Source organism: Candidatus Pelagibacter sp. HIMB1709 (genome assembly GCF_052047635.1).
In the GTDB taxonomy this organism is placed as follows: Bacteria; Pseudomonadota; Alphaproteobacteria; order Pelagibacterales; family Pelagibacteraceae; genus Pelagibacter.
Map to the genome: position 1 here is coordinate 199,350 of NZ_JBNAJW010000001.1, position 21,513 is coordinate 220,862.

A 21,513-nucleotide genomic window follows, 5' to 3' on the forward strand; every position below is an offset into this window, starting at 1 on the left:
GCATTCTTATACCATCTAACTAATTAAAACAACTTTAATTGTTGGAAATCAATTCCATATTGTTCATATAAGGTCTTAGAACTTTAGGAATTATAATAGAACCATCTTTTTGCTGATAGTTTTCCATAATTGCAATCAGAGTTCTTCCAACAGCCAAACCACTTCCATTCAACGTACCTGCAAATACATTTTCCTTATTATTGTTTTTATATCTTGCCTTCATACGCTGTGCTTGAAACGTTGAACAAGACGAACATGATGATATTTCTCTGTATTTATTTTCTGATGGCAACCATACCTCAATATCATAGGTCTTCTCTGCGCTAAAACCCATATCACCTGAACATAAAATTACTTTTCGATAAGGTAACTCTAATTTATCTAGTATGTCGGTAGCACAATTTGTCATTCTCTCTAATTCTTCTAAACATTTTTCATTCTCAACAATGCTTACCATTTCAACTTTGTAAAATTGATGCTGCCTAATCATGCCCCTTGTATCCTTTCCATAACTTCCAGCTTCTTTCCTAAAACAAGGTGTTGAAGCAACAAATCTCATTGGTAAATTATTAAGATCAATCATTTTATCTTTAACAATATTGGTTAAAATCACCTCTGCTGTTGGTATCAAAAATTTTCTATCTGAACCTTCATCAAATTTAATTTCAAACTGGTCATTTTCAAATTTTGGCAACTGTCCAGTGCCGTACATAGTGCTTTCTGATGCCATTAATGGTGGCGATATCTCCTGATAACCATTTTGATGAATATGTGTATCAAGCATAAAATTTGATATTGCCCTTTCTAAAAGAGCCAATTTATCTTTTACAAATACAAATCTTGAACCAGTAGTTTTTGTAGCTAAATCAAAATCAAGCATATTTAGTTTTTCACCTAATTCGTAATGTGTTTTAGGTTTAAATTCTAAATTAGGTATCTCTCCTGATTTCAATATTTCTTTATTATCATTTTCGTCTTTACCATTTGGAACATCTTCATGCGGTATATTAGGTATGCTAGACAGAATACTATCTAAATCAAACTTAATTTGTTTTTGATCTTCTACAATTTTGTCGAGTTCTTTGCTGATTTCTTTAGATTTCTTAAACAAACTCTCATCTTTTGATTTAGAAATGTCTTTTTTTTCTTTTTCTAAACTTTCTTTTTTTTGAATTAAATTTCTATTTTGTTCATCCAATTTTTGTATTTTTTCAAAATCTACTTCTAGGTTTCTTTTTTCAAGAGATTTTTGAAATTTAGAAAAATCTTTTCGTATTTCTTTAATGTTATGCATCTTCTTTTTGTAAATTTTTATTTTCTATAAATTTTACTGAAAATATTGATAATTCATACAGAATTAATAAAGGTATTGCTAAACCTATTTGAGTTATTGGATCTGGTGGTGTTAACAATGCAGCTGCTGCAAATATAATAACAACTACATATTTTCTTCTCTCTTTTAAAAATTGACTATCAACTATTCCGATTCTTGCTAATAAACTTAAAACAACTGGTAACTGAAAACTGATACCAAAAGCAAAAATTAATTTCATAACTAGTGATAAATATTCATTAACTTTAGCCTCTAATTGGATTGGTAAATTTGTAGAAATACCTGTGCTTTCAAATGAAAGAAAAAATTTAATCGCAAGTGGCATTATCAAATAATAAACCAGCATACCTCCTAAAAAAAATAATATTGGTGTTAATATAAGGTAAGGCAGAATTGCTACCTTTTCATGTTTGTACAAACCAGGTGCAATAAATTTCCAAATTTGCATCAAGATAAAAGGACATGTAACAAAAAAAGCTGTGAAGAATGATACTTTAAGGTATGTTAAAAAGGTCTCTTGTAAAGCTGTAAATATCAATCTTCGATCAGAGCCATCTTCTTTTACAGCTCTTGCAAATGGATCAACAAGGAAACCATAGATATGTTCTGCAAATAAGTAACAAATCACAAAAAAGATAAATAAAAAGATAAAGCTATTTATCAATCTTTTTCTTAATTCTGTAAGGTGACTTACAAATCCACCTTCCTGATCTTCATTACTCATCTTTTTTAATTTCTTTTTTTATTTCGTTATCAATTTTTTCTTCATCTATCTCTAGATTTGAAACTTCATTTTGAATATTGTTAACGTATCTTTTTGCTGATCCGATCCACGAGCCTGCTTTTTTTAACATTACTGGAAAATCCTTTGGACCAAGAACTATTATAGCAATAGCAACAACAATTAAAATTTCAAACCAACCGATAGTAGGCATTTAAATTAATTTTTGTTATCCGAGTCTTTGTTATCGTCAGATATATTTTTTGGCTCTGTATCGTCAGTTACGTCTGACGCCATTCCTTTTTTGAAACTTTTAATACCTTTAGCTACATCACCCATTAAGCTTGAAATTTTTCCTCTTCCAAACAATAACACAACCAATATAACTACAATAGCTATTTGCCAAATTCCTATACTCATAAAAAACTTATAACCTTTTTAAGGTTATTTTGAAAGTTACTTTTTTACTATTCTTTCTCTTCAGGATCTAGAGTGCTATTAAGCATTTCATCTATATTAGAATAAATATCTTCTTTTTTCTCTTCTTGCTTTTCTTTGTAAAATTTTCCAGTTCCAAAAATAGCATTATCAACACTTGAACTATCAATTAAACCAGCAGCTCCTAATTCATCAATTGTTGGAAGATCGGATAATTTTTGTATGTTGAAATGACTTAAAAAATCATCAGTAGTTATGTATTGAATTGGTCTACCAGGCACATCTTTTCGACCACCTGGTTTTACCCAATTTAATTCCATCAATATTTCTAAAGTGTTAGTACCAAAAGCAACACCTCTTATTTCTTCTATTTCAGCTCTAGTAACCGGCTGATGATAAACAATTATAGCCAAAGTTTCTACCGCAGCTCTAGATAGTTTCTTTTCAACAGTTTTTTCTTGAGACATCAAATTTGATAAATTTGGTGATGTTCTAAAAGACCACTTATCTTTTATACAAATTAAATTAATTCCTCTATTTGAATATTCTTGTTTTAATTTTTCTAAAGACTCTGGAACGTTGCCTTTTTTAGAAACTTTACTTTCTATAGTATCTACATCTAAAGGCTCAGCTGCTGCAAAAATAATTGCTTCTATTTCTTTATCTAAATCCGATAATTTTGATGGAAACTTTAAAACATTATCTTTTGAAGCTTTTGCTTTTTTAATCATTTATTTCCTTTATATATATTTCATCAAACAATTTATCTTGTTTAATTGATAAATTTCCTTCTTTAACTAATTCTAATGATCCAGCAAATATTCCTGCTTTACCAGTTTTCTTGTATTTTGTACCACTTTTAAAATTACTTGGTATTAATTCATCCAATTTTTTCCATTCAAATAGTTTACCAAAAAATTCTCTAATTGTTTTGATCCCATCTTCTGTTGTGAACACAGGAAGTTTTGGAATATTCATTTTTTGAAAATCTTTAGTCATTATTATTGTTGAGTAAGCTTTCATTAGCTCAAATAAACTTAAGTTATATTCCGTGCTATAAATTGATCTAATATTTCCTTTCATACCTCTTGTTCTTATTTCTCTACCTAGTCTTTTTCTCTTAAGCATTTGTTCGGATAATAATCTAATTAATTCTAATTTTTTTAGCTGTAATTTTAACTTTTCTGCAACTTCTTGAACTTTAAATTCCTCTTCTGGAGTACCAGGTAAAAGTAATTTTGATTTTAAATAGGCTAACCATGTAGCCATTAAAAGATATTCAGAAGCAATTTCTAAATTTAAATTTTTTTCATTGGTAATATACTCATGAAATTGATCTGCTAACTTAGTTATAGATATTTCTTCTAGATCAACTTTTTGAGCTTTTGCTAAGTCTAAAAGTACATCTAATGGTCCATTATAATTATTTATATCTACATTAAATAATTCAGAATCAGTGACAGACATGAAAAGATATTAGCTTAAAATTTTATAAAATTGAGATGTTTTTTTAACAATAAAACTATTCACTTGAGGTGAATTTTCTGCAACTATCTTCATTTCTTTCATATTTCCATTGCAATGAAGTGCTATATTACAACCTGCACTGAATAAATTAATAGTATTAAGTTTTAAATCATCACTTAAACTCTTCATTGATAAGTCATCTGAAATTAAAATATTCTTAAATCCTATATTTTTCCTAATAATATTAATTATTTTTTTAGAGTGAGTGGCGGTGTTATTTTTATCAATTTTTGAATAAACAACATGACCTGTCATTGCAAATAAACATTTCTTCTTTTTGAATGTCCAAAAATCGTTTTTGAGAAGATATCCATATGTTTTATTAATAATCGGTGTTGAATAATGACTGTCGACTTTTGCTAAACCATGACCAGGTATATGCTTCATTACAGTTCCTATTGAGTTATTTTGAAATAATTCAATACAAATATCACCTAATTTAGAGACAATTTTTTTATTTTTTGAAAAAGATCGATCACCAATTACTTTGCTTGCACCATTAACACTAAGGTCTAAAACTGGAACAGTATTGATATTCACACCAATTAAATTCAATAAATAAGAGGTCTTATCTACAAATAACTTATAAACGATTTCAAATTTTTTTTTATCTTTATTAAACAAATCTCCAAAATATTCAGATGTCATATTATCAAAGGAAATTAAATTTTTTAGTCTATTTACTCTTCCTCCCTCTTGATCAATCATGATTGGATATTTTTTATCCTTAAAAATTTTTCTAATGCTAGAGGTTAATTTTTTAACTTGATCAAAAGATGTAATATTTCTAGTAAATAGGATAATTCCCCAAGGTTTATATTTTTTTAGAAATAAAATTTCATTTTTAGATAACTTTGTTGATTTTAAACCAACTATAAAAGATTTTCTTTTACTTATCATTATCTAATAATTTCCAAAAATTAAATTTTTTCTTTTTCTTTTTGTTTGTTTGCTTAACATACTCAATTACATTTTGAGTATCATTCTCTAAAACTGGTAAATTTTTTGAGTATAATTTTATTTTCTCATCAATATTTTGATGAGATCTATATGATTTTTTTTTGTGTTCATCAGAAAAATAATATTTTCCTGTAAAAAAAATAAATAAAAGTATTACTAAAACAAATATTAAGTACTTTATTTCTTTAAGCATTACATTTGATTGGGTGTATCAACACCAACAATATCCATACCTGTTTTAATAACATTAGAAATAGCTTTCAAAAATATCAATTTATCTGGTGAAACTGTTTTTTGATCATTAATGAACCTTTTTTCTGGAAATTGTTTTCCTAAATTCCAATACGAGTGAAATTCCGATGCAAGATCGTATAAGTAAACAGGTATTCTATGTGGTTCTAATTTTGTGCTTGCAGAATCTATACATTTTGGCCACTCAGATAATTTTTTTAAAATTTTAATTTCATCATTAGAATATTCAAAATTGAAATCATTTAATTCAATTTTTGAATTTAAGTCTTTATCTATATGTCTAAATACAGATGAAATTCTAGCATAACAATATTGAACATAATATAATGGATTGTCTTTGGATTTTTCTTTGACTGCATCGAAATCAAAATCTAATTCAACATCACTGCTTCTGTTAAGCATAATAAATCTTGTTGCATCTTTTCCAACTTCTTCAATCAAGTCATCAACCGTAATGTAATCCCCTTTTCTTTTAGACATTTTAAAAGGCTTGTTATCTTTTATTAATTTTACTAACTGACTAATTTTACAAATTAATGTATCTTTTTTTCCTGACAGTGCTTCAACAGATGAAGTAATCCGTTTTATGTAACCTGCATGATCTGCTCCAAGAATATTGATTAAGTAATCGAAATTTCTATCAACTTTATTTTTATGATAAGCAACGTCACTTGCAAAATAAGTCCAAGTACCATCTGATTTTTGAAGTGCACGATCTTTATCGTCTCCAAAGTCTGTTGATTTAAATAATAATTGCTCCCTTTCAACCCAATCTTTGTTATCTTCACCAGCGGGGGCTTTGATTTTTCCTTTATAAATAAAGTTATTTTTTTCTAAAAAATCTATTACACTTTCAACTTCATTGTTTAATACAATACTTTTTTCACTAACAAAATTATCATGTTTAATACCCAAGCTTTTAAGATTGTTTTTGATAAGGAGAAGTGCCTGCTCTATTGATAAGGCAGTTAATTTATCACTAATTTCGTCAAAATTATCAAAGTTAAGATTTGAATTATTTGAAATTATATTTTTTGCAAAATCAATTAGATAATCCCCAGGATACAAATCAGGATTATCTTCAGGAAATGTTTCTTTAAAATGAACTTCTCTAATTCTAAAATATACGGATTTAGTAAAATTTATAATTTGGTTACCATAATCATTCACATAATATTCTTTTGTAACTTTATGTTTATTAAAAATTAAAACATTAGAGATAACATCGCCTAGAATAGCACCTCTACAATGTCCTACATGTAAGGGTCCTGTAGGGTTTGCCGAAACAAACTCCACTAAATAATTATTTTTCTTTTCTTTCTCATTAATTCCAAAATTATCTGCATTATCTGTAATATCTTTAATAAAATTTGACCAAAAAGATGGTTTAAATTTAATATTAATAAATCCTGGTTTGGCTACAGATATTGTTTCAATTTCGCTGTCATTATTTTTAATTTCAGGAGCAAGTTTTTCTGCAAGCTGTAATGGTGAGGTTTTATTGATTTTTGATAAAACCATTGCGACATTTGTTGAAATATCACAATCAAATTTTGGTGGAGGTATTTCTGCATTAATACCATTAAAACTCTCTGGAATTTCTAGATGATTATTTTTATTCAAATCAACAATAACTGATTTAATTTTGTCTAAATATAATTCAAAAATATTCATTTATTATCGTTATAAAGGTTAATAGCATATCTATCAGTCATACCAGATATAAAATCTGAAATAGCTCTATATTTGTCTTTAGTCAATTGATCTTTGGACAAAAATTTTCTTGGATTTGATTTAATTATTTTAAATAATTTCTTAATTATTAATTTACCTTTGTGATTTTTTTTCAATACTGATTTATTGTCATACATTTTGTGTCTTAAGAAAGATTTAATTTCTTTTTCTGCATTTTTAATTTGGTTTGAAAAGCAAACAATTAACTCATTAGATTTAGCTACATCACATGAGGATTTTATCTTAAGCTTTTGAATATTTTTCTGAGTATTGCTCAATAAATCTCTAACCATGAGGTCAATTGAGTCTCTTATAATTTGATAAATTGTAATTTTATAATTTTTATTAGTAATTTTATTTTTATATTTTTTATGAATATTTTTAAAAAAATCTATTTCAACCAATTCCTCCATTTTAAAAAGGTTGGCTTTTATTCCGTCTTGAATATCGTGATTGTTATATGCAATATCATCTGAAATTGCTGAAATTTGAGCTTCAAGAGAGGGAAATGAATTATATTTAATTTTATCTTTAAAAGCTTTTAACCCAATTAACTTATTAACTAAACCAATATCCTCCACAGGTCCGTTATGTTTAAGAAGACCTTCTAACGTTTCTATAGTTAAATTTAATCCCTTAAACTTAAAATACTTATTTTCTAAAAACATAACTATTCTTAAAGTTTGAAGGTTGTGATCAAAACCACCATAATTCACCATGCATTCATGTAAGGCATCTTCTCCAGCATGACCGAACGGCGTGTGGCCTAAATCATGTGCTAAACTTAAAGTTTCGGCTAAATCCTCATTTAATTTTAAATATTTGGCTATTGATCTTGCAATCTGAGCAACTTCTATTGAGTGAGTAATCCTTGTTCTAAAATGGTCTCCCTCAGTATTAACAAATACTTGGGTTTTATGTTTTAGCCTTCTAAATGATGCACTATGAATAATACGATCTCTATCTCTTTGAAAAGGAGATCGATATTTTGAGCTAGCTTCCTTAATTAGTCTGCCTTTACTTTTGTATACCCCTAACAAAGCGTCTTTTTTCATCCTTTAATTAAAATAATTAAGTATTATATTAGTAATATCAGTGTTGAGACATGATTAAAGAAATTAAATTTACAGATAATGCATTAAAACAAATAGAAAGTTTGTTGGCAAAAAAAGACAAAGGTTCATTTTTTAGAATCGCTATTAAAGGTGGTGGTTGTTCAGGCTTTCAATACGAATTCACTTTTGACAAATCAAAACAAGATGACGATTTAAATTATCAAAATATTTTAATTGATAAAACTTCTGCAGATTTACTTAAAGGATCTGAAGTTGATTATGTTTCTGAGTTAATAGGTGAACAATTTAAAATATCTAACCCACAAACAAAATCCTCTTGTGGTTGTGGTGTTTCTTTCTCACTTTAATGCTGATTTCATCATGGAATGTCAACTCTGTAAGAGCGAGAATTGAAAATATCAAAAGCTATTTATTAAAATATAAACCAGATATTTTAATGATGCAGGAAATCAAAACCGAGGATATCAATTTTCCTTATGATGATTTTTCTTCAATGGATTATGAAAGCCACGTATTTGGTCAAAAAAGTTATAATGGTGTAGCAATTATTTCTAAAAATAAATTAAAAAATATTAAAACTGATTTAATTAAAGATAAATTAAAACAATCAAGAATAATTTCAGCTGAATTTGAATATAAGAAAAAAACTATTCAATTAATTAATATATACACTCCAAATGGAAATCCTGTTGATACTGAAAAATATGATTACAAAAAAAATTGGCTTGATCAATTAATCAAACAACTAAAAACTTTATCTAAAAAAAATCCAAATTTAATTTTAGCTGGTGATTTTAATATAATTCCATCAGCAGAAGATGTTTATAATGTAAAAAGTTTTGAGGATGACGCTTTATATAGGTTGGAAATAAGAAAAAAATTTAGAGAGATGATAAATCTAGGTTTTAAAGATGTTTATAGATATTTTAATGAAGAGAAAGAAGGATATACATTTTGGGATTATATGAGAGGTGCCTGGCAAAAAAATAATGGCATGAGAATTGATCATTTTTTAGTGTCTAATTCATTAATTGATCAAATTAGGGATATAAACATCAACAAAGATCCTCGTGGAAGAGAAAAACCCTCTGACCACACTCCTATTGAAATTACTTTAGCTTAAAGATTTAATTTTATTAACTAACTCTTCGTTTATATGTCTTGGACCAGTGTCCAATCTATTTTTATGACGTCTTTCACCTGGTAATCTTACTTCACCCATTGATTTCATCTTCTCAAAAAATTCTTCTGCATGTTTCTGCCAATCAGTACCTGAAGTTTTATCTGGATTTATTGCTAATATAAATTCACCACCGCTTGGAGGACCCCCATCATTATTATCTTTAGCAGCTGTTTCATAACTAAAATTATCACCAACTAAAGCGCCTGCTAATAATTCAACCATCATAGCAATTGCAGAACCTTTGTAACCACCAAAAGGTAATAATACTCCACCATCAGCAATTTCACCTGGATCAGTTGTTTCTTTTCCATCTTTAGTCAAACCAGTTCCAAGTGGAACTTTGTGCCCTTCTCTTTTGGCAACCTGAACTTCACCCATTGCCATCGATGCAGTTGCCATATCGTAAACAACTGGAGTTTTGCCAGGTCTTGGCCAAGCAAATGAAATTGGGTTAGTTCCAAATAATGGTTTTATTGCTCCTGCTGGTGCAACAGCAGGCTTGTAAGACGTACATCCAAAAGCAACTAAACCTTCTTCTGCTAACTTTTCTGTTTCAGGCCACATAGCGGCCATATGATGTGAGTTATTTATTGCTAATACTGCAACACCGTTTTCTTTTGCAGCTTTAGCTAGTTCTGGTAATCCTTTATTTAATACAACAGGTGCTAAACAATTATTTCCTTCAACTTTAATTACTGATGGAGATATTTTTTTAACTTCAGGTTTACCTTTTCCATTAATTTTTCCGCTTTTAAGACCAGCAACGTATGCTGGCAATCTAAATAAACCATGTGATACTGAGCCATCTCTTTCTGCATTTCTTATTAAATCTGATAAAATTGATGCTGTTTCATCATCGCTTCCATTAGCCAAAAGAGTTTTTTTGGCAAGTTCAAATATTTCATCTAAGGTTAAAGATACTGTGCTCATTACTTCGATTTACACTTTTTACATAAACCAAAAAATTCTAAATTATACTTGTTATATCTCATTCCCGAGTCATCTTCAAAATTTGATAAATATTTTGAAAGTTTTGAATTATTTATCTCTGAAACTTTTTCACAGTTTTCACAAATAGAAAAAGCTGTTGCCTTCGAAATTTGGCAACTAGAATTTTGACATGCAATAAAAGCATTTCTGCTTTCGATCTTATGAATTTTTCCAATTTCAACTAATTTATCTAAAGCTCTATAAACTTGTAATGGTGCTTTAATCCCTTTTTTTTGAACGTTAAAAAGAATTGAATAAGCCTTCATAGGTTCACCAGATTTATCAATGAGATCAAAAATTATTTTTTGGTTTTTAGAAAGATTATGTTCTTTTTGCATCTATAAATTCTTATCAATTAGTCATTAGTTTTTCAATTGAATGGATTGCTTTATTTTAAATAAAGACAAAATGAATAAAAATAATGATGCAGCAATTATTGATGGTCCTGAGGCTGTATTAAACTCAAGTGAGGAAAACAGTCCTAGTATTACAGAAAATAAACCACCTATAATTGAGAAGAATATCATTTTCTGAGGGCTGTCTGAGATATTTCTAGCCATAGCAGCTGGAATGATTAGCATTCCGGTTATTAACAACAAACCTACCATTTTTATTGAAATTGCTATGATCGCTGCCATTAAAATTGTGAATACGGCTTTAGCTCGCTCAGGATTTAATCCTTCAGCCTCCGCTAATTCGTAATTTACAGTCGATGCAAATAAAGGTTTCCATATCAATTTTAAAATCAGCAATATGATAGCACCACCTATCCAAATTATTAGTATGTCATTTGTAGTAACGGCTAATATGTCACCAAACAACAGACCCATTATATCAAATCTAATGAATGTTAAAAATCCTATCACAACCAAGCCTACTGCCAGAGAAGAATGAGCTAACAAACCTAGCAAAGCATCACCTGGTAGATTAGTTTTTTTTTGAAGTTGAATAAGAATTAAAGCAACTACAGATGAAATTAAAAAAACAGATAAGGCTATATTTAACTCTAAAGAATAAGCCATAGTCACTCCTAATAAAGCTGAGTGAGAGAGTGTATCACCAAAATAAGATAATCTTCTCCAAATTACAAAACAACCCAAGGGGCCAGTAACTAAAGCCACACCTATTCCCGCAACTAAAGCTCTAATAAAAAAATCATCAAACATATTAATTTTTCTTTATTTGCCCTTCCTCTGAATGAACATGATCATGTTTATGTTCATATACAGAAAGAATTTGAGATGCTTTTTCACCAAATAAGGTTTTATATTCGTTATTTTTTGCTACATCCATTGGTGTACCAGAACAACAAACGTGACCGTTTAAACAAACAACATAATCAGTAGCTGTCATTACAGTATGTAAATCATGTGAAATTAATAAAATTCCACAATTAAGAGTGTCTGAAATTTTTTTAATCAATTCATAAAGAGCAATTTCACCTGTGTAATCAACACCTTGAACAGGTTCATCAAGAACTAATAATTCTGGTTTTTTTGAAATAGCCCTTGCTATTAAAACTCTTTGAAACTCACCCCCAGATAAATTTCCTAAATTTTTATTTTTTAAGTGAATGACACCAGTTAAATTTAAAGCTTCATCTATCGCTTCCTCATCAATATTTTCTGTCAACAGCATAAAATCATAAACACGAAGAGGTAATGTCCAATCTATAGATATTTTTTGAGGAACATATCCAATCTTGTTAGTATATTTCTCAACATTCCCTTCTATATTTTTATAAATTCCTAAAGCAATTTTTGCAGTTGTACTTTTTCCTGACCCGTTAGGACCAATTAAAGTTACAATTTCTCCCTTTTCAACTTTTAACGAAACACCTTCTACCAACCACTTTCCATTTTGTCGAAAGCCTGCATTATTTAGTTGAACCAAAGTTTTATTCTCAGAATTCATTTATTTCTTGACTTGTAAATGTTATATTATTACATAATGTTATAATATAACAACTTTTAAATAATTACTTATGATAAATCTAAAAAAATTACCAATAATCTTTTCATTAATATCCTTTTTAACAATATTTTCATCAGCAAATGCTGAAATTAAAGTAGTTTCTTCTATTAAACCAATACATTCATTAGCAAGTTATTTAATGGATGGTGTAGGTAAACCAGATCTAATAGTGGATGGTTATAGCTCACCTCATGGATTTGCAATGAAGCCCTCTCATGCAAAAATGCTTCAAAATGCTGATCTTGTGTTTTGGGTAGGAGAAGATTTAGAAAATTTTTTAGAAAAACCGTTAAGTTCTATCGCAAAAAAAGCTGAAAAAATTGAACTAATAGAAATCAAAGGATTACAAGTATTAAAATTTAGAGAAAGAAATATTTTTGACGAACATGATCATGACGACCATGGACATGATGACGATCACGGTAAAAAAGAAGATGATCACGACCACGATCACGACGATCACGGTAAAAAAGAAGATGATCACGACCACGATCACGACGATCATGGTAAAAAGGCAGACGATCATGACGACCACGGACATGATGATCATGATGGACATGCTCATGGTGAATTTGACCCACACATTTGGTTGGACCCAATTAATGCAAAAGCTATGTTAAATGAAATGGCAGAACATTTAATTGAAAATGATTCAAAAAATGAAGCTAAATACAAAAGTAATTTAGCTAAGGCTTTGCAAGAAATTGATAAACTTACAATTGATGTAATGACTGATTTAAGTAACAGCGTATCTTCAATTGTATTTCATGATGCTTATCAATATTTCGAGGAAAGATTTAACGTTAAAGTATTAGGTACATTTACTGTTAATACTGATGTAATGCCTGGTGCAGAACAACTTGCTGAAATAAGAGAAATTATTGAGCATGATAAAGTAGCTTGTGTATTCTCAGAGCCTCAGTTTAATCCTGATATTATCAATGCTGTAGCAAAAGATATGAAGATTAAAACTGGTGTTCTGGATCCTCTAGGTGCAACATTAGATCCAGGTAAAGATCTATATTTCAATTTAATAAGAAATATGTCTGCATCTTTCAAAGGTTGTTAATTAAAAATTAGGTTTAATCCGGGAATTTTTTTAAATTCTCGGATTAACATATAACATTCACTGATATTTTTATAATACAATAAACATTGTAATTTTTTCTAAGAGGATTTATTTTCTTTATAATTTGATTTTATGAACGATTTAAATTTATTTAAAAAAAATGGCTTTCTTGTTAAAGAAAATTTAATTTCTCAAACAAAGATAAACAAAATAAATAAAATTGTTAATGAAGTAATTTCAAAAGAGAAAAAGAAAAAATATCGTAATGGTGTAAATGGAACTCAATCCTATAATAATTACCATTTTGTTTACAATTCAGACTCATCAAAGAATAAAGAAATATTAAGACTAAATAACCCTCAGAATAGGCATAAAATCTTCTATGAATTATCTAGAGATAAAAAGATTATATCCGTAGCTAAAAAATTGTTAGGTGGAACAGTTAGATTTCATCTTGGTAAATTAAACTTTAAACTTCCAAATAAGAAAAAAGGAAGTGAAATTGGATGGCACCAAGATTGGGCTTTTTACCCTCATACCAACGATGATTTAATCACAGTTGGTATATATTTAGATGATTGCTATGAGAAAAATGGGCCCCTTAAAATAATAAAAAATTCACACAAAAAAAAAGTATACAGCCACCACAGTAAAGAAAATTATTTTGTTGGAAAAATAGATACTAAGAAAAATAAAATAGGAACTAAAGATAGTGTTTCTATAACAGGAGCTGCTGGAACAGTTGTTTTTTTTCATTGTAGATCAGTTCATGGGTCTGGACATAATCTTATGAATAACTCAAGACCCTTAATTTTATTTGGTTATAGAGCTTGTGATGCTTGGCCATTAATCAATGATGGAAACCCTCATCCTGAAGTAAATTTAGAAAATTATGATAAAAATATTATTGTAGGAAATAAATCAATAAAACCAAGATTAACTAAAGTTCCGACAATAATCCCACTCCCTAAGAAGAAACATTATGTTTCTATTTACGAACTTCAAAAAAATTAAATAATTTTTAAATAAGAGAATAACCAGACGATCTAACGGTTCTAATCAGCTCTTTTTTGTTTTTAATATTTATAGATTTTCTTAATCTTCTGATATGGACATCTATTGTTCTACTCTCAACATTTACATTGTTTGGCCAAACGTTTTCTAAAATCTGATCCCTAGAATAAACTCTCTTTGGATTTACTAGAAAAAATTCTAGCAATCTAAATTCAGTTGGTCCAAGTTGGATTTCTTGGTCATCCCTATATACTCTTTTTTCAATTCTATCTAAATTTAAATCATCGTATGTTAAGTTGTTTGATACAGTATTTGGGTTTGATCTTCTCAATACAGCTTTAATTCTAGATTTAAGCTCATTAAAACTGAAAGGTTTTGTTAGATAATCATCTACTCCACTATCTAAACCTTTTATTTTATCCTCTTCCTCACCTTTTGCAGTTAGCATAATTATAGGTAAACTTTTAAAACTATTATCTTTTCTTATACTTTTACAAATTTCTATCCCTGAAAGATCAGGTAACATCCAATCTAATAATAGAAGATCAGGCTGAAATTTTTTTAAATCTTTCAATCCATCATTGCCATTTAATGAGGATGATACTATAAAACCGTTTTTTTCAAGATTATGTTGAACTAATTGAATTATTGAAGGTTCGTCTTCAATAATAAATATCCTACCATTCATTTTTATTGTTGAATAACTTTTCCTTTAGGTCTGCTACCTTTTAAGTATTCACCTTTAATTAAAAAACAAATTGTTTCAGCTATATTGGTTATGTGATCTCCAGCTCTTTCAAGGTTTTTTGTTGCAAAAATTAAATGAGTAGAGAAGTCTAAATTCTTTTTATCTTTTGAGAGAAAATCAATAACACTTTCCATAGCTATATAGGTCAAATCATCAACTTGTTCATCTTTTTCCCATACCTCTTTAGCTTTGTCATAATTTTTGTTTACATAACTATCTAGAACATCATTTAATTGTTTTATTACTAAATCTCCTAATCTCTTTAAATTTCCTAATAACTCCTCGGGTAAATCTAATGGTAATGGTTTGACTTTTTTTGCATTACTTTTAGATAGATCACCTATTCTTTCCAAGTCTTGAGATATTTTTAAAGAACTAATTGTTTCTCTTAAATCAATAGCCATAGGTGCTCTTTTGACAAGTAAAGTCATGATCTGAGTATCTATTTTAGATCTGAATTTATTTATTTCTTCGTCACTTTTAATAATTTTATCAATAGAGTCTTTATCAACTTTGATTACGGCATCCATAGAATCTACCATTTGAGACTCTGTTAAACTCCCCATTTTAATCACGGAATCAATTAAGAATCTTAATTCTTCTTCGTAAGATTTTACTGTGTGCTCATTGCTCATAATTTATCCAAATCTACCTGTAATATAGTCTTGTGTCATTTTATTGTCAGGATTTTTAAAAATTTTCTCAGTTTTACCTACTTCAATTAGCTTACCTAGATGGAAAAAGCCTGTTTTTTGTGAAACTCTAACTGCTTGAGCCATTGAGTGTGTTACAATCACAATTGTATATGTTTTTTTAAGTTCATCGATTAATTCTTCAATTTTTGCTGTTGCTATAGGATCTAATGCTGAACAAGGTTCGTCCATCAATATAACTTCAGGATTTACAGAGATTGCCCTTGCAATACAAAGTCGTTGTTGTTGACCTCCAGAAAGCCCTGTACCTGGTTCGTCTAGCCTATCTTTTACCTCTTCCCATAGAGCGGCTTTTCTTAAACTACTCTCAACAATTTCATCTAACTCACTTTTGGTTTCACCCTTGCCATGAATTTTTGGACCATACGAAATGTTGTCATAAATACTTTTTGGAAATGGATTTGGTTTTTGAAAAACCATTCCTACTCTCTCCCTTAAAGATACGACATCTAAATTTTTGTCATTAATTTCAATTCCATCAATTTCAATATTTCCAGTGACTTTACAGATATCAATTACATCATTCATTCTATTTAAACATCGAATAAAAGTAGATTTCCCACAACCAGATGGACCAATTAAAGCTGTAACCTCTTTTTCATTTAAATCTAAATTAACATCAAATAGTGCCTGTTTTTCTCCATAGAAAACATTCAAATTTTTTGATTTTATTTTTACACTATTCATTAGTTCCATCTTTTCTCAAATTTTTGTCTTAAATATACTGCTAAAAAATTCATTACAATTAAAAAACTTAATAACATCATAATAGTTGCGGATGTTTTCTCAACAAATCCTCTCTCTGCTGACTCTGACCATAAGTAAACTTGAACAGGTAATGAAGAAGATGGGTCAATTGGTGTTGATGGAATATCCACAACAAAAGCAACCATTCCAATTAAAATTAATGGTGCTGTTTCTCCCAAAGCTTGTGCTAATCCAATAATAGTTCCAGACAAAGTTCCAGGTAAAGCTAAAGGAACAACGTGATGAAATACAGATTGAAATTTAGAAGCACCAACTGCTAAAGCTCCTTCTCTTATTGATGGTGGCACTGCCTTCAATGAAGCCCTACAAGGTATAATAATTCTTGGTAATGTCATTAGCGCCAAGGTTATACCTGCAACTAATGGAGTTGATCTGGGTAATTGAATGGTGGCTAGTAAAATTTGTAGAGCTAATAAACCATAAACTATTGAAGGTACAGCTGCTAAATTGTTTATATTGATTTCAATAAAATCAGTAATTTTATTTTTTGGTGCGAATTCTTCTAGATAAATTGAAGCTAGTACAGCAACTGGAAATGCTAACAACAAGCAAATTAATATACTATAGAACGAACCTACAAGAGCTCCTCCTATACCAGCAATTTCAGGATCTCTAGAGTCTCCGTTTGTAAAAAAATAATTATTAAAATTTTTTGTTATAGTTTTGTTTTCTACAAGTTTATCATAAATTTTAAGTTGGAAATCAGAAATTCTTCTTCTATCTTCAGGTAAATCTCTCGGATAATTACCTTTATGCAATTGATCAATATCATCAGAAGCTGTGATCTCTAATGTAATTGTTTTATCAATCAAATTATTTTTATTTGAAAACGCTTTTTTAATCTCAATTTCAGCATCTGTTGTAAATAAATCTATGAGAGCATTTTCCTCATCCATATTTTGCGCTGGATATACTTTTAATAGACTTTCAATTGTAATATCAAAAAAATCAGACTCTAATATCTCCTCTTGAGAAGCACCTGGTTCAACTTCAATAAGATCTTTATTAAAGAAAACCTCAACTTTAATCGCAGTTTTCATGAAAGCGGAACTTCCTTTGGAAAATATGTTTTGGACCAAGATTATTACAAATAATAAAGCAAAAAATATTGATGCTAGACCATAAAATCTAAATCGTTTTTCAGCGTTATGTCTTTTTTTTAACCTTTGTTCTTTAGTCATATTTTTCTCGATATTTTTTAACCGCTCGTTGAGCAATGTAATTCAATATTAAAGTTGCAATAAATAAAGTTAAACCAAGTGCAAAAGCAGATTGAGTTTTTGGACTATCGAATTCTTGATCACCAACTAAAATCATTACAATTTGAGTTGTAATAGTAGTTGTTGACTCAAGTGGATTGATAGTAAGATTTGCCGCAAGTCCAGCAGCCATTACAACTATCATAGTTTCACCAATAGCTCTTGAAACTGCTAACAAAATAGAACCAATTATACCTGGTAATGCAGCTGGTATAACCACTTTCTTAATTGTCTCTGATTTCGTAGCTCCAATAGCATAAGATCCATCTCTGAGAGATTGTGGAACAGAATTAATTACATCATCAGATAATGATGAAATGTAAGGAATGATCATAATTCCCATTATTAATCCAGCCGCTAAAGCACTTTCTGATGAAACTGATAGACCTAAATTTTCACCAATCTGTCTAAAAAACGGACCAACAGTTAATGCTGCAAAGAAACCATAAACAACAGTCGGTATTCCTGCTAAAATTTCAATTATTGGTTTTGATACTCTTCTAATTTTTAATGAAGCATATTCAGCCATATATATACCTGAAAAAAGACCAATAGGTACAGCCACCAACATGGCTATGAATGCAATAAAAGTTGTGCCAGCAATTAATGGTATAAATCCAAACGCATCTTTTAGTTCCTCTAATTCTTCAGGTGTAATTGCTGATGCATCTCTTACAAATGCTCTTTGTGGACTCCAATTAGTACCAAATAAATAATCAAAAATATTTATAACAGAAAAGAATTTTATACTTTCAAATAGTAATGAGAAAATAATTCCAAGTGTAGTTAAAATAGCAATAAGGGAGGATACAAACAACAAACCTTTTAAAATTATTTCAACATCATCTCTTGCTTTATTGTTATTTTTAATTTTTTTTAATGAATAAATTACTGATAAAATAACAATGGTAAAAATTAATACTATTTTAGAGTTTGTAAAAAGATTAATAAACTTAGCATAAGCAATAGCGCTTTCTTTTAAAATAGTATCTATATCACCAAAGTATGTTCCAAGATGTATTGCTTTAATTTTTTCATAAATTAAATTTGCTTCATTTTTATCATTGAAAATCGCTCCTTGATTAGAAGCAGTTTCGATAATTATTGATTTAATTATTACAGGTTCAAAAAGAGACCATACTAATAAAAAAACTAAAGCTGGTATAGAGCACCATAGAACTAAATAATAACCATAAAACTTTGGTAAAGCGTTTAATTTTATTTTTTTTTCAATTGAAATACTTTTTGTTTTTGAACGACCATAAAAAAATAACGAAAAAGAAAATATTATAATTAAAAATATAAGAACAAAATTCATTGAAGATTTCTATATCTTCCCTTTGTTACAGTTTTGTTACAAATTAAATCACTGATTGAATTAAAAAAAGGCCAGTAAAATTCTGGCCTTTTTTCAGGATAACTTTTATCTATTTAATATTAATTATATTTAAATCTAAAGCCGCTGATCTTGTTGTTTTGTACTCTTCAGAAGCTAGAGGAACTAGTCCAATTTTTGCTAAATAACCTCTGTTACTCATAGCTTTTTTGGAAGTAAACTCTTTTAAAAATTCCTGAATACCAGGGATAACTCCAATATGAGCTTTTTTAACATAAAAGAATAATGGTCTAGCAATTGGGTAGGAGTAATCTTGAATACCTTCTAAAGATGGTTGTACACCTTCAATAGAAGCTGCTTTTACCTTATCTTTGTTTGCTACAAGGTAACTGTAACCAAAGAAACCATAAGCATCAGGGTTTGAAGTTAGTTTTTGTACAATAAGAGTATCATTTTCGCCAGCTTCGACTGCATAACCATCTTCTCTAATTTTTGCACATTCTTTTTTAGCCTTATCTCCAAATAAAGATTTAGCTGATTTTGAACAACCTTTAACCATTACAAGAGAATTCCATGCATCTCTAGTTCCTGAGGTAGGAGGAGCAACTAATATTTCAATTTTTTTGTTAGGAAGACTTGCATCAATATCACTCCATTTTTTATAAGGATTTTCAACAAGTTTACCATCAACATCAACTTTAGCTGCTAATGCTCTCCATAATTGTTCTTTTGAAAAATTAGCATCTGGCGCACTTACTGCATGAGCAAAAGAAATACCATCATTACCTACTACAATTTCAATGATTTCAGATACACCATTTTTTTCACATAAAGCTTTTTCTTTTGGTTTAATCGCTCTTGATGCATTAGTTACATCTGGGTGGTTAACACCTACACCAGCGCAGAACAATTTCATTCCACCACCAGTACCTGTACTTTCGATTACAGGGGTTTTAAACTTCCCGCTTTTACCGAATTTTTCTGCAACCACTGTTGCGTAAGGATATACAGTAGAAGATCCTACAATTTTGATTTGATCTCTTGAGTAACTAGTTGTTGTAAAACTAAGTACTAAAAGAAATCCAAATATTACACTTATTACTTTTTTCATAATTCTCCTTTTTAGATTCATAATGCGAACTAAATAGATTTGATTCTTAAATATTTTATTAAAGGAAGGTTAAACTTTTGTTACAACCACTAACTTTTTAGTTGTATTATAGTGAGTTGAATTTGATATCTATTGTTGTCCCTTGATTTTCTACACTATTAATATCCATTTCAGCTCTATGTTGCGAAACTAAATGTTTAACAATAGCTAAACCAAGCCCAGTTCCTCCAACACTACGACTTTTGCTAGGATCAACTGTAAAAAATCTCTCTGTGATTCTATGCAAAGATTCTTTTGGTATACCTATTCCCTGATCTGCTATTGAAACAATATTAAGTTCACCATCTTTTTTTGCTGAAATTGTAATTTCTTTATTTTTGTCACTATATTTAATTGAGTTATCAATGAGGTTTGTAAAAATTTCAATTAATTTATCTCTGTCACCAATTATTTTAAAATTTTCAATTTTATTAAATTTAATTTTAATATTATTTTTACTAATTATTTTTTCGTATGTTTTAATTACATAATCTAACAATTCTATTAAATCTATCTCATGAGTTGGCCTTATGTGCTCTTGCAGTTCAATTTTTGATAATGACAATAAATCTCTAATCAAATTTTCCATTCTTTCTGATTGAGATATCATTACTGGTAGCAAATTGTTTATTTCTGAATTTTTTTTTAATTCTGAATTATCATCAAAGGTCTCAAGGCCCATTTTAATTGACTGTAAAGGTGTTCTAAGTTCATGAGAAACATTAGCTACAAAATCTGATTTTAGCTGCTGAAATTTATGGAATTCAGTTAAATCTCTCATTAGCAGCACGCATGATTGTTCATCAAAAAAAATGTTATTGTGATCTAAATAAGCAGTTATATTTAATCTTTGAGTTGCTTGATTTCTGATTTCAATTTCTAAATCTGTAACATTTGTGCCTTGAAAGGCTTTATCAATAGAATTTAGAAGATCTGGATTACGTAAAAAGCCACTAATATTTTCATTTAATTTTATTTGAAAAAGTTTATTTGAGGAATTGTTGCTAAAAATAATTTTTTTACTTTTATCTAATATGATTACTGCTTCTGGAATATAATTTAGTAAATCATATAAATTCTTTCTATAATCTTTGCTTTCGATAATTTTAATTTTTTCTTTTTCAGAATTATCTTCAGTATTAATCCCAAATACTCTCTCTTTTTTTAACAATAAAAATGTTAATACAACAATAATTAAAATTAAAATTATTAATAAAAGTTCCATAAAATTATAGTATTACGAAAATACTATTAGTAAATAATCAAAA

25 protein-coding genes are annotated in these 21,513 nt (G+C 28.8%); 4 read left to right on the plus strand and 21 right to left on the minus strand.

Translation table 11 applies throughout. The features are described from left to right. Nucleotides 1-34 precede the first annotated feature (34 nt). The 10 genes from serS to ACTTAR_RS01215 are packed head-to-tail and all read right to left on the minus strand — an operon-like array spanning nucleotide 35 to nucleotide 8,020. On the minus strand, nucleotides 35-1,294 hold the full coding sequence (gene serS / locus ACTTAR_RS01170; RefSeq protein ID WP_440680896.1) for a serine--tRNA ligase: 1,260 nt from the start codon (nucleotides 1,292-1,294) through the stop codon (nucleotides 35-37). Continuing rightward, nucleotides 1,287-2,057, minus strand: a complete 771-nt coding sequence (tatC, locus tag ACTTAR_RS01175) for a twin-arginine translocase subunit TatC (protein WP_440697478.1) — start codon at nucleotides 2,055-2,057, stop codon at nucleotides 1,287-1,289. Before tatC ends, serS begins: the two co-directional genes overlap by 8 nt. Next, complete coding sequence (tatB, locus tag ACTTAR_RS01180) at nucleotides 2,050-2,268, minus strand: Sec-independent protein translocase protein TatB (protein WP_262589222.1); 219 nt, start codon at nucleotides 2,266-2,268, stop codon at nucleotides 2,050-2,052. The genes tatC and tatB overlap by 8 nt, the downstream gene beginning before the upstream one ends. A gap of 5 nt (nucleotides 2,269-2,273) precedes the next feature. Then, nucleotides 2,274-2,474, minus strand: a complete 201-nt coding sequence (gene tatA, locus ACTTAR_RS01185) for a twin-arginine translocase TatA/TatE family subunit (protein ID WP_262589223.1) — start codon at nucleotides 2,472-2,474, stop codon at nucleotides 2,274-2,276. A 47-nt stretch (nucleotides 2,475-2,521) separates the two neighbouring features. Continuing rightward, nucleotides 2,522-3,223, minus strand: a complete 702-nt coding sequence (gene scpB / locus ACTTAR_RS01190; RefSeq protein ID WP_440618439.1) for an SMC-Scp complex subunit ScpB — start codon at nucleotides 3,221-3,223, stop codon at nucleotides 2,522-2,524. Further along, a complete protein-coding gene (locus tag ACTTAR_RS01195; protein ID WP_440680898.1) occupies nucleotides 3,216-3,959 on the minus strand; it encodes a segregation and condensation protein A in 744 nt (247 codons plus the stop codon). The genes scpB and ACTTAR_RS01195 overlap by 8 nt, the downstream gene beginning before the upstream one ends. A 9-nt stretch (nucleotides 3,960-3,968) precedes the next feature. Then, on the minus strand, nucleotides 3,969-4,919 hold the full coding sequence (locus tag ACTTAR_RS01200; RefSeq protein WP_440680899.1) for a glycoside hydrolase family 3 N-terminal domain-containing protein: 951 nt from the start codon (nucleotides 4,917-4,919) through the stop codon (nucleotides 3,969-3,971). Beyond that, nucleotides 4,909-5,172 carry a hypothetical protein gene (locus ACTTAR_RS01205; RefSeq protein WP_262589227.1) on the minus strand — a complete coding sequence of 88 codons (264 nt, stop codon included), beginning with the start codon at nucleotides 5,170-5,172 and terminating at the stop codon, nucleotides 4,909-4,911. The genes ACTTAR_RS01200 and ACTTAR_RS01205 overlap by 11 nt, the downstream gene beginning before the upstream one ends. Further along, entirely contained in the window at nucleotides 5,172-6,905 is a 1,734-nt protein-coding gene (gene argS / locus ACTTAR_RS01210) for an arginine--tRNA ligase (RefSeq protein ID WP_440697479.1), read from the minus strand. Before argS ends, ACTTAR_RS01205 begins: the two co-directional genes overlap by 1 nt. Further along, nucleotides 6,902-8,020 carry a deoxyguanosinetriphosphate triphosphohydrolase gene (locus tag ACTTAR_RS01215; protein WP_440697480.1) on the minus strand — a complete coding sequence of 373 codons (1,119 nt, stop codon included), beginning with the start codon at nucleotides 8,018-8,020 and terminating at the stop codon, nucleotides 6,902-6,904. Before ACTTAR_RS01215 ends, argS begins: the two co-directional genes overlap by 4 nt. 50 nt (nucleotides 8,021-8,070) lie before the next feature. Here ACTTAR_RS01215 and ACTTAR_RS01220 point away from each other — a divergent pair, with 50 nt between their 5' ends. Together ACTTAR_RS01220 and xth are read left to right on the plus strand one after the other, a co-directional pair. Further along, nucleotides 8,071-8,388: a HesB/IscA family protein gene (locus ACTTAR_RS01220; protein WP_262589230.1), complete on the plus strand. Its 318-nt coding sequence runs from the start codon at nucleotides 8,071-8,073 to the stop codon at nucleotides 8,386-8,388. After that, on the plus strand, nucleotides 8,388-9,164 hold the full coding sequence (gene xth / locus ACTTAR_RS01225; protein ID WP_440680902.1) for an exodeoxyribonuclease III: 777 nt from the start codon (nucleotides 8,388-8,390) through the stop codon (nucleotides 9,162-9,164). The genes ACTTAR_RS01220 and xth overlap by 1 nt, the downstream gene beginning before the upstream one ends. Here the strand turns inward: xth and ACTTAR_RS01230 are convergent. The 4 genes from ACTTAR_RS01230 to ACTTAR_RS01245 are packed head-to-tail and all read right to left on the minus strand — an operon-like array spanning nucleotide 9,156 to nucleotide 12,128. After that, on the minus strand, nucleotides 9,156-10,154 hold the full coding sequence (locus ACTTAR_RS01230; protein ID WP_440697481.1) for an Ldh family oxidoreductase: 999 nt from the start codon (nucleotides 10,152-10,154) through the stop codon (nucleotides 9,156-9,158). The two genes, xth and ACTTAR_RS01230, sit on opposite strands and share 9 nt — an antisense overlap. Continuing rightward, a complete protein-coding gene (locus tag ACTTAR_RS01235) occupies nucleotides 10,154-10,552 on the minus strand; it encodes a Fur family transcriptional regulator (RefSeq protein ID WP_440697482.1) in 399 nt (132 codons plus the stop codon). The genes ACTTAR_RS01230 and ACTTAR_RS01235 overlap by 1 nt, the downstream gene beginning before the upstream one ends. A gap of 24 nt (nucleotides 10,553-10,576) precedes the next feature. Next, the gene (locus ACTTAR_RS01240) at nucleotides 10,577-11,380 is read right to left on the minus strand and encodes a metal ABC transporter permease (RefSeq protein ID WP_440680904.1); all 804 of its coding nucleotides are present in this window, start codon (nucleotides 11,378-11,380) and stop codon (nucleotides 10,577-10,579) included. Nucleotide 11,381: 1 nt separating this feature from the next. After that, nucleotides 11,382-12,128: an ATP-binding cassette domain-containing protein gene (locus ACTTAR_RS01245; RefSeq protein ID WP_440697483.1), complete on the minus strand. Its 747-nt coding sequence runs from the start codon at nucleotides 12,126-12,128 to the stop codon at nucleotides 11,382-11,384. 70 nt (nucleotides 12,129-12,198) lie between these two features. Between ACTTAR_RS01245 and ACTTAR_RS01250 the strand changes: the two genes are divergently transcribed. Continuing rightward, nucleotides 12,199-13,257, plus strand: a complete 1,059-nt coding sequence (locus ACTTAR_RS01250; RefSeq protein WP_440680906.1) for a zinc ABC transporter substrate-binding protein — start codon at nucleotides 12,199-12,201, stop codon at nucleotides 13,255-13,257. Between the two features lie 132 nt (nucleotides 13,258-13,389). Further along, nucleotides 13,390-14,271 carry a phytanoyl-CoA dioxygenase family protein gene (locus ACTTAR_RS01255; RefSeq protein ID WP_440680907.1) on the plus strand — a complete coding sequence of 294 codons (882 nt, stop codon included), beginning with the start codon at nucleotides 13,390-13,392 and terminating at the stop codon, nucleotides 14,269-14,271. Nucleotides 14,272-14,278: 7 nt separating this feature from the next. Here ACTTAR_RS01255 and phoB read toward each other — a convergent pair whose 3' ends face one another. The 7 genes from phoB to ACTTAR_RS01290 all read right to left on the minus strand — a co-directional run bounded on the left by phoB (nucleotide 14,279) and on the right by ACTTAR_RS01290 (nucleotide 21,470). Next, the gene (gene phoB, locus ACTTAR_RS01260) at nucleotides 14,279-14,959 is read right to left on the minus strand and encodes a phosphate regulon transcriptional regulator PhoB (RefSeq protein WP_440697484.1); all 681 of its coding nucleotides are present in this window, start codon (nucleotides 14,957-14,959) and stop codon (nucleotides 14,279-14,281) included. Nucleotides 14,960-14,961: 2 nt separating this feature from the next. Further along, nucleotides 14,962-15,654 carry a phosphate signaling complex protein PhoU gene (gene phoU, locus ACTTAR_RS01265; RefSeq protein WP_440634122.1) on the minus strand — a complete coding sequence of 231 codons (693 nt, stop codon included), beginning with the start codon at nucleotides 15,652-15,654 and terminating at the stop codon, nucleotides 14,962-14,964. 3 nt (nucleotides 15,655-15,657) lie between these two features. Then, entirely contained in the window at nucleotides 15,658-16,419 is a 762-nt protein-coding gene (gene pstB, locus ACTTAR_RS01270) for a phosphate ABC transporter ATP-binding protein PstB (RefSeq protein WP_440634121.1), read from the minus strand. After that, the gene (pstA, locus tag ACTTAR_RS01275) at nucleotides 16,419-17,681 is read right to left on the minus strand and encodes a phosphate ABC transporter permease PstA (protein ID WP_440680909.1); all 1,263 of its coding nucleotides are present in this window, start codon (nucleotides 17,679-17,681) and stop codon (nucleotides 16,419-16,421) included. Before pstA ends, pstB begins: the two co-directional genes overlap by 1 nt. Continuing rightward, a complete protein-coding gene (gene pstC, locus ACTTAR_RS01280) occupies nucleotides 17,674-19,077 on the minus strand; it encodes a phosphate ABC transporter permease subunit PstC (RefSeq protein WP_440680910.1) in 1,404 nt (467 codons plus the stop codon). The genes pstA and pstC overlap by 8 nt, the downstream gene beginning before the upstream one ends. Nucleotides 19,078-19,186: 109 nt before the next feature. Further along, nucleotides 19,187-20,206: a substrate-binding domain-containing protein gene (locus tag ACTTAR_RS01285; protein ID WP_440680911.1), complete on the minus strand. Its 1,020-nt coding sequence runs from the start codon at nucleotides 20,204-20,206 to the stop codon at nucleotides 19,187-19,189. 106 nt (nucleotides 20,207-20,312) lie between these two features. Further along, nucleotides 20,313-21,470, minus strand: coding sequence for an ATP-binding protein (locus tag ACTTAR_RS01290; protein WP_440680912.1), 1,158 nt, complete (start codon nucleotides 21,468-21,470; stop codon nucleotides 20,313-20,315). Nucleotides 21,471-21,513 lie beyond the last annotated feature (43 nt).

Bases quoted from the DNA above. Each gene is read 5' to 3' on its own strand.
- scpB (WP_440618439.1), bottom strand. From the start codon at position 3,223: ATGATTAAAAAAGCAAAAGCTTCAAAAGATAATGTTTTAAAGTTTCCA.
- tatC (WP_440697478.1), bottom strand. From the start codon at position 2,057: ATGAGTAATGAAGATCAGGAAGGTGGATTTGTAAGTCACCTTACAGAA.
- ACTTAR_RS01240 (WP_440680904.1), bottom strand. From the start codon at position 11,380: ATGTTTGATGATTTTTTTATTAGAGCTTTAGTTGCGGGAATAGGTGTG.
- ACTTAR_RS01215 (WP_440697480.1), bottom strand. From the start codon at position 8,020: ATGAAAAAAGACGCTTTGTTAGGGGTATACAAAAGTAAAGGCAGACTA.
- phoU (WP_440634122.1), bottom strand. From the start codon at position 15,654: ATGAGCAATGAGCACACAGTAAAATCTTACGAAGAAGAATTAAGATTC.
- tatA (WP_262589223.1), bottom strand. From the start codon at position 2,474: ATGAGTATAGGAATTTGGCAAATAGCTATTGTAGTTATATTGGTTGTG.
- serS (WP_440680896.1), bottom strand. From the start codon at position 1,294: ATGCATAACATTAAAGAAATACGAAAAGATTTTTCTAAATTTCAAAAA.
- ACTTAR_RS01255 (WP_440680907.1), top strand. From the start codon at position 13,390: ATGAACGATTTAAATTTATTTAAAAAAAATGGCTTTCTTGTTAAAGAA.
- phoB (WP_440697484.1), bottom strand. From the start codon at position 14,959: ATGAATGGTAGGATATTTATTATTGAAGACGAACCTTCAATAATTCAA.
- argS (WP_440697479.1), bottom strand. From the start codon at position 6,905: ATGAATATTTTTGAATTATATTTAGACAAAATTAAATCAGTTATTGTT.
- ACTTAR_RS01250 (WP_440680906.1), top strand. From the start codon at position 12,199: ATGATAAATCTAAAAAAATTACCAATAATCTTTTCATTAATATCCTTT.
- pstA (WP_440680909.1), bottom strand. From the start codon at position 17,681: ATGACTAAAGAACAAAGGTTAAAAAAAAGACATAACGCTGAAAAACGA.
- ACTTAR_RS01205 (WP_262589227.1), bottom strand. From the start codon at position 5,172: ATGCTTAAAGAAATAAAGTACTTAATATTTGTTTTAGTAATACTTTTA.
- ACTTAR_RS01290 (WP_440680912.1), bottom strand. From the start codon at position 21,470: ATGGAACTTTTATTAATAATTTTAATTTTAATTATTGTTGTATTAACA.
- ACTTAR_RS01195 (WP_440680898.1), bottom strand. From the start codon at position 3,959: ATGTCTGTCACTGATTCTGAATTATTTAATGTAGATATAAATAATTAT.
- ACTTAR_RS01285 (WP_440680911.1), bottom strand. From the start codon at position 20,206: ATGAAAAAAGTAATAAGTGTAATATTTGGATTTCTTTTAGTACTTAGT.
- ACTTAR_RS01245 (WP_440697483.1), bottom strand. From the start codon at position 12,128: ATGAATTCTGAGAATAAAACTTTGGTTCAACTAAATAATGCAGGCTTT.
- ACTTAR_RS01220 (WP_262589230.1), top strand. From the start codon at position 8,071: ATGATTAAAGAAATTAAATTTACAGATAATGCATTAAAACAAATAGAA.
- pstC (WP_440680910.1), bottom strand. From the start codon at position 19,077: ATGAATTTTGTTCTTATATTTTTAATTATAATATTTTCTTTTTCGTTA.
- ACTTAR_RS01230 (WP_440697481.1), bottom strand. From the start codon at position 10,154: ATGAGCACAGTATCTTTAACCTTAGATGAAATATTTGAACTTGCCAAA.
- ACTTAR_RS01200 (WP_440680899.1), bottom strand. From the start codon at position 4,919: ATGATAAGTAAAAGAAAATCTTTTATAGTTGGTTTAAAATCAACAAAG.
- xth (WP_440680902.1), top strand. From the start codon at position 8,388: ATGCTGATTTCATCATGGAATGTCAACTCTGTAAGAGCGAGAATTGAA.
- tatB (WP_262589222.1), bottom strand. From the start codon at position 2,268: ATGCCTACTATCGGTTGGTTTGAAATTTTAATTGTTGTTGCTATTGCT.
- ACTTAR_RS01235 (WP_440697482.1), bottom strand. From the start codon at position 10,552: ATGCAAAAAGAACATAATCTTTCTAAAAACCAAAAAATAATTTTTGAT.
- pstB (WP_440634121.1), bottom strand. From the start codon at position 16,419: ATGAATAGTGTAAAAATAAAATCAAAAAATTTGAATGTTTTCTATGGA.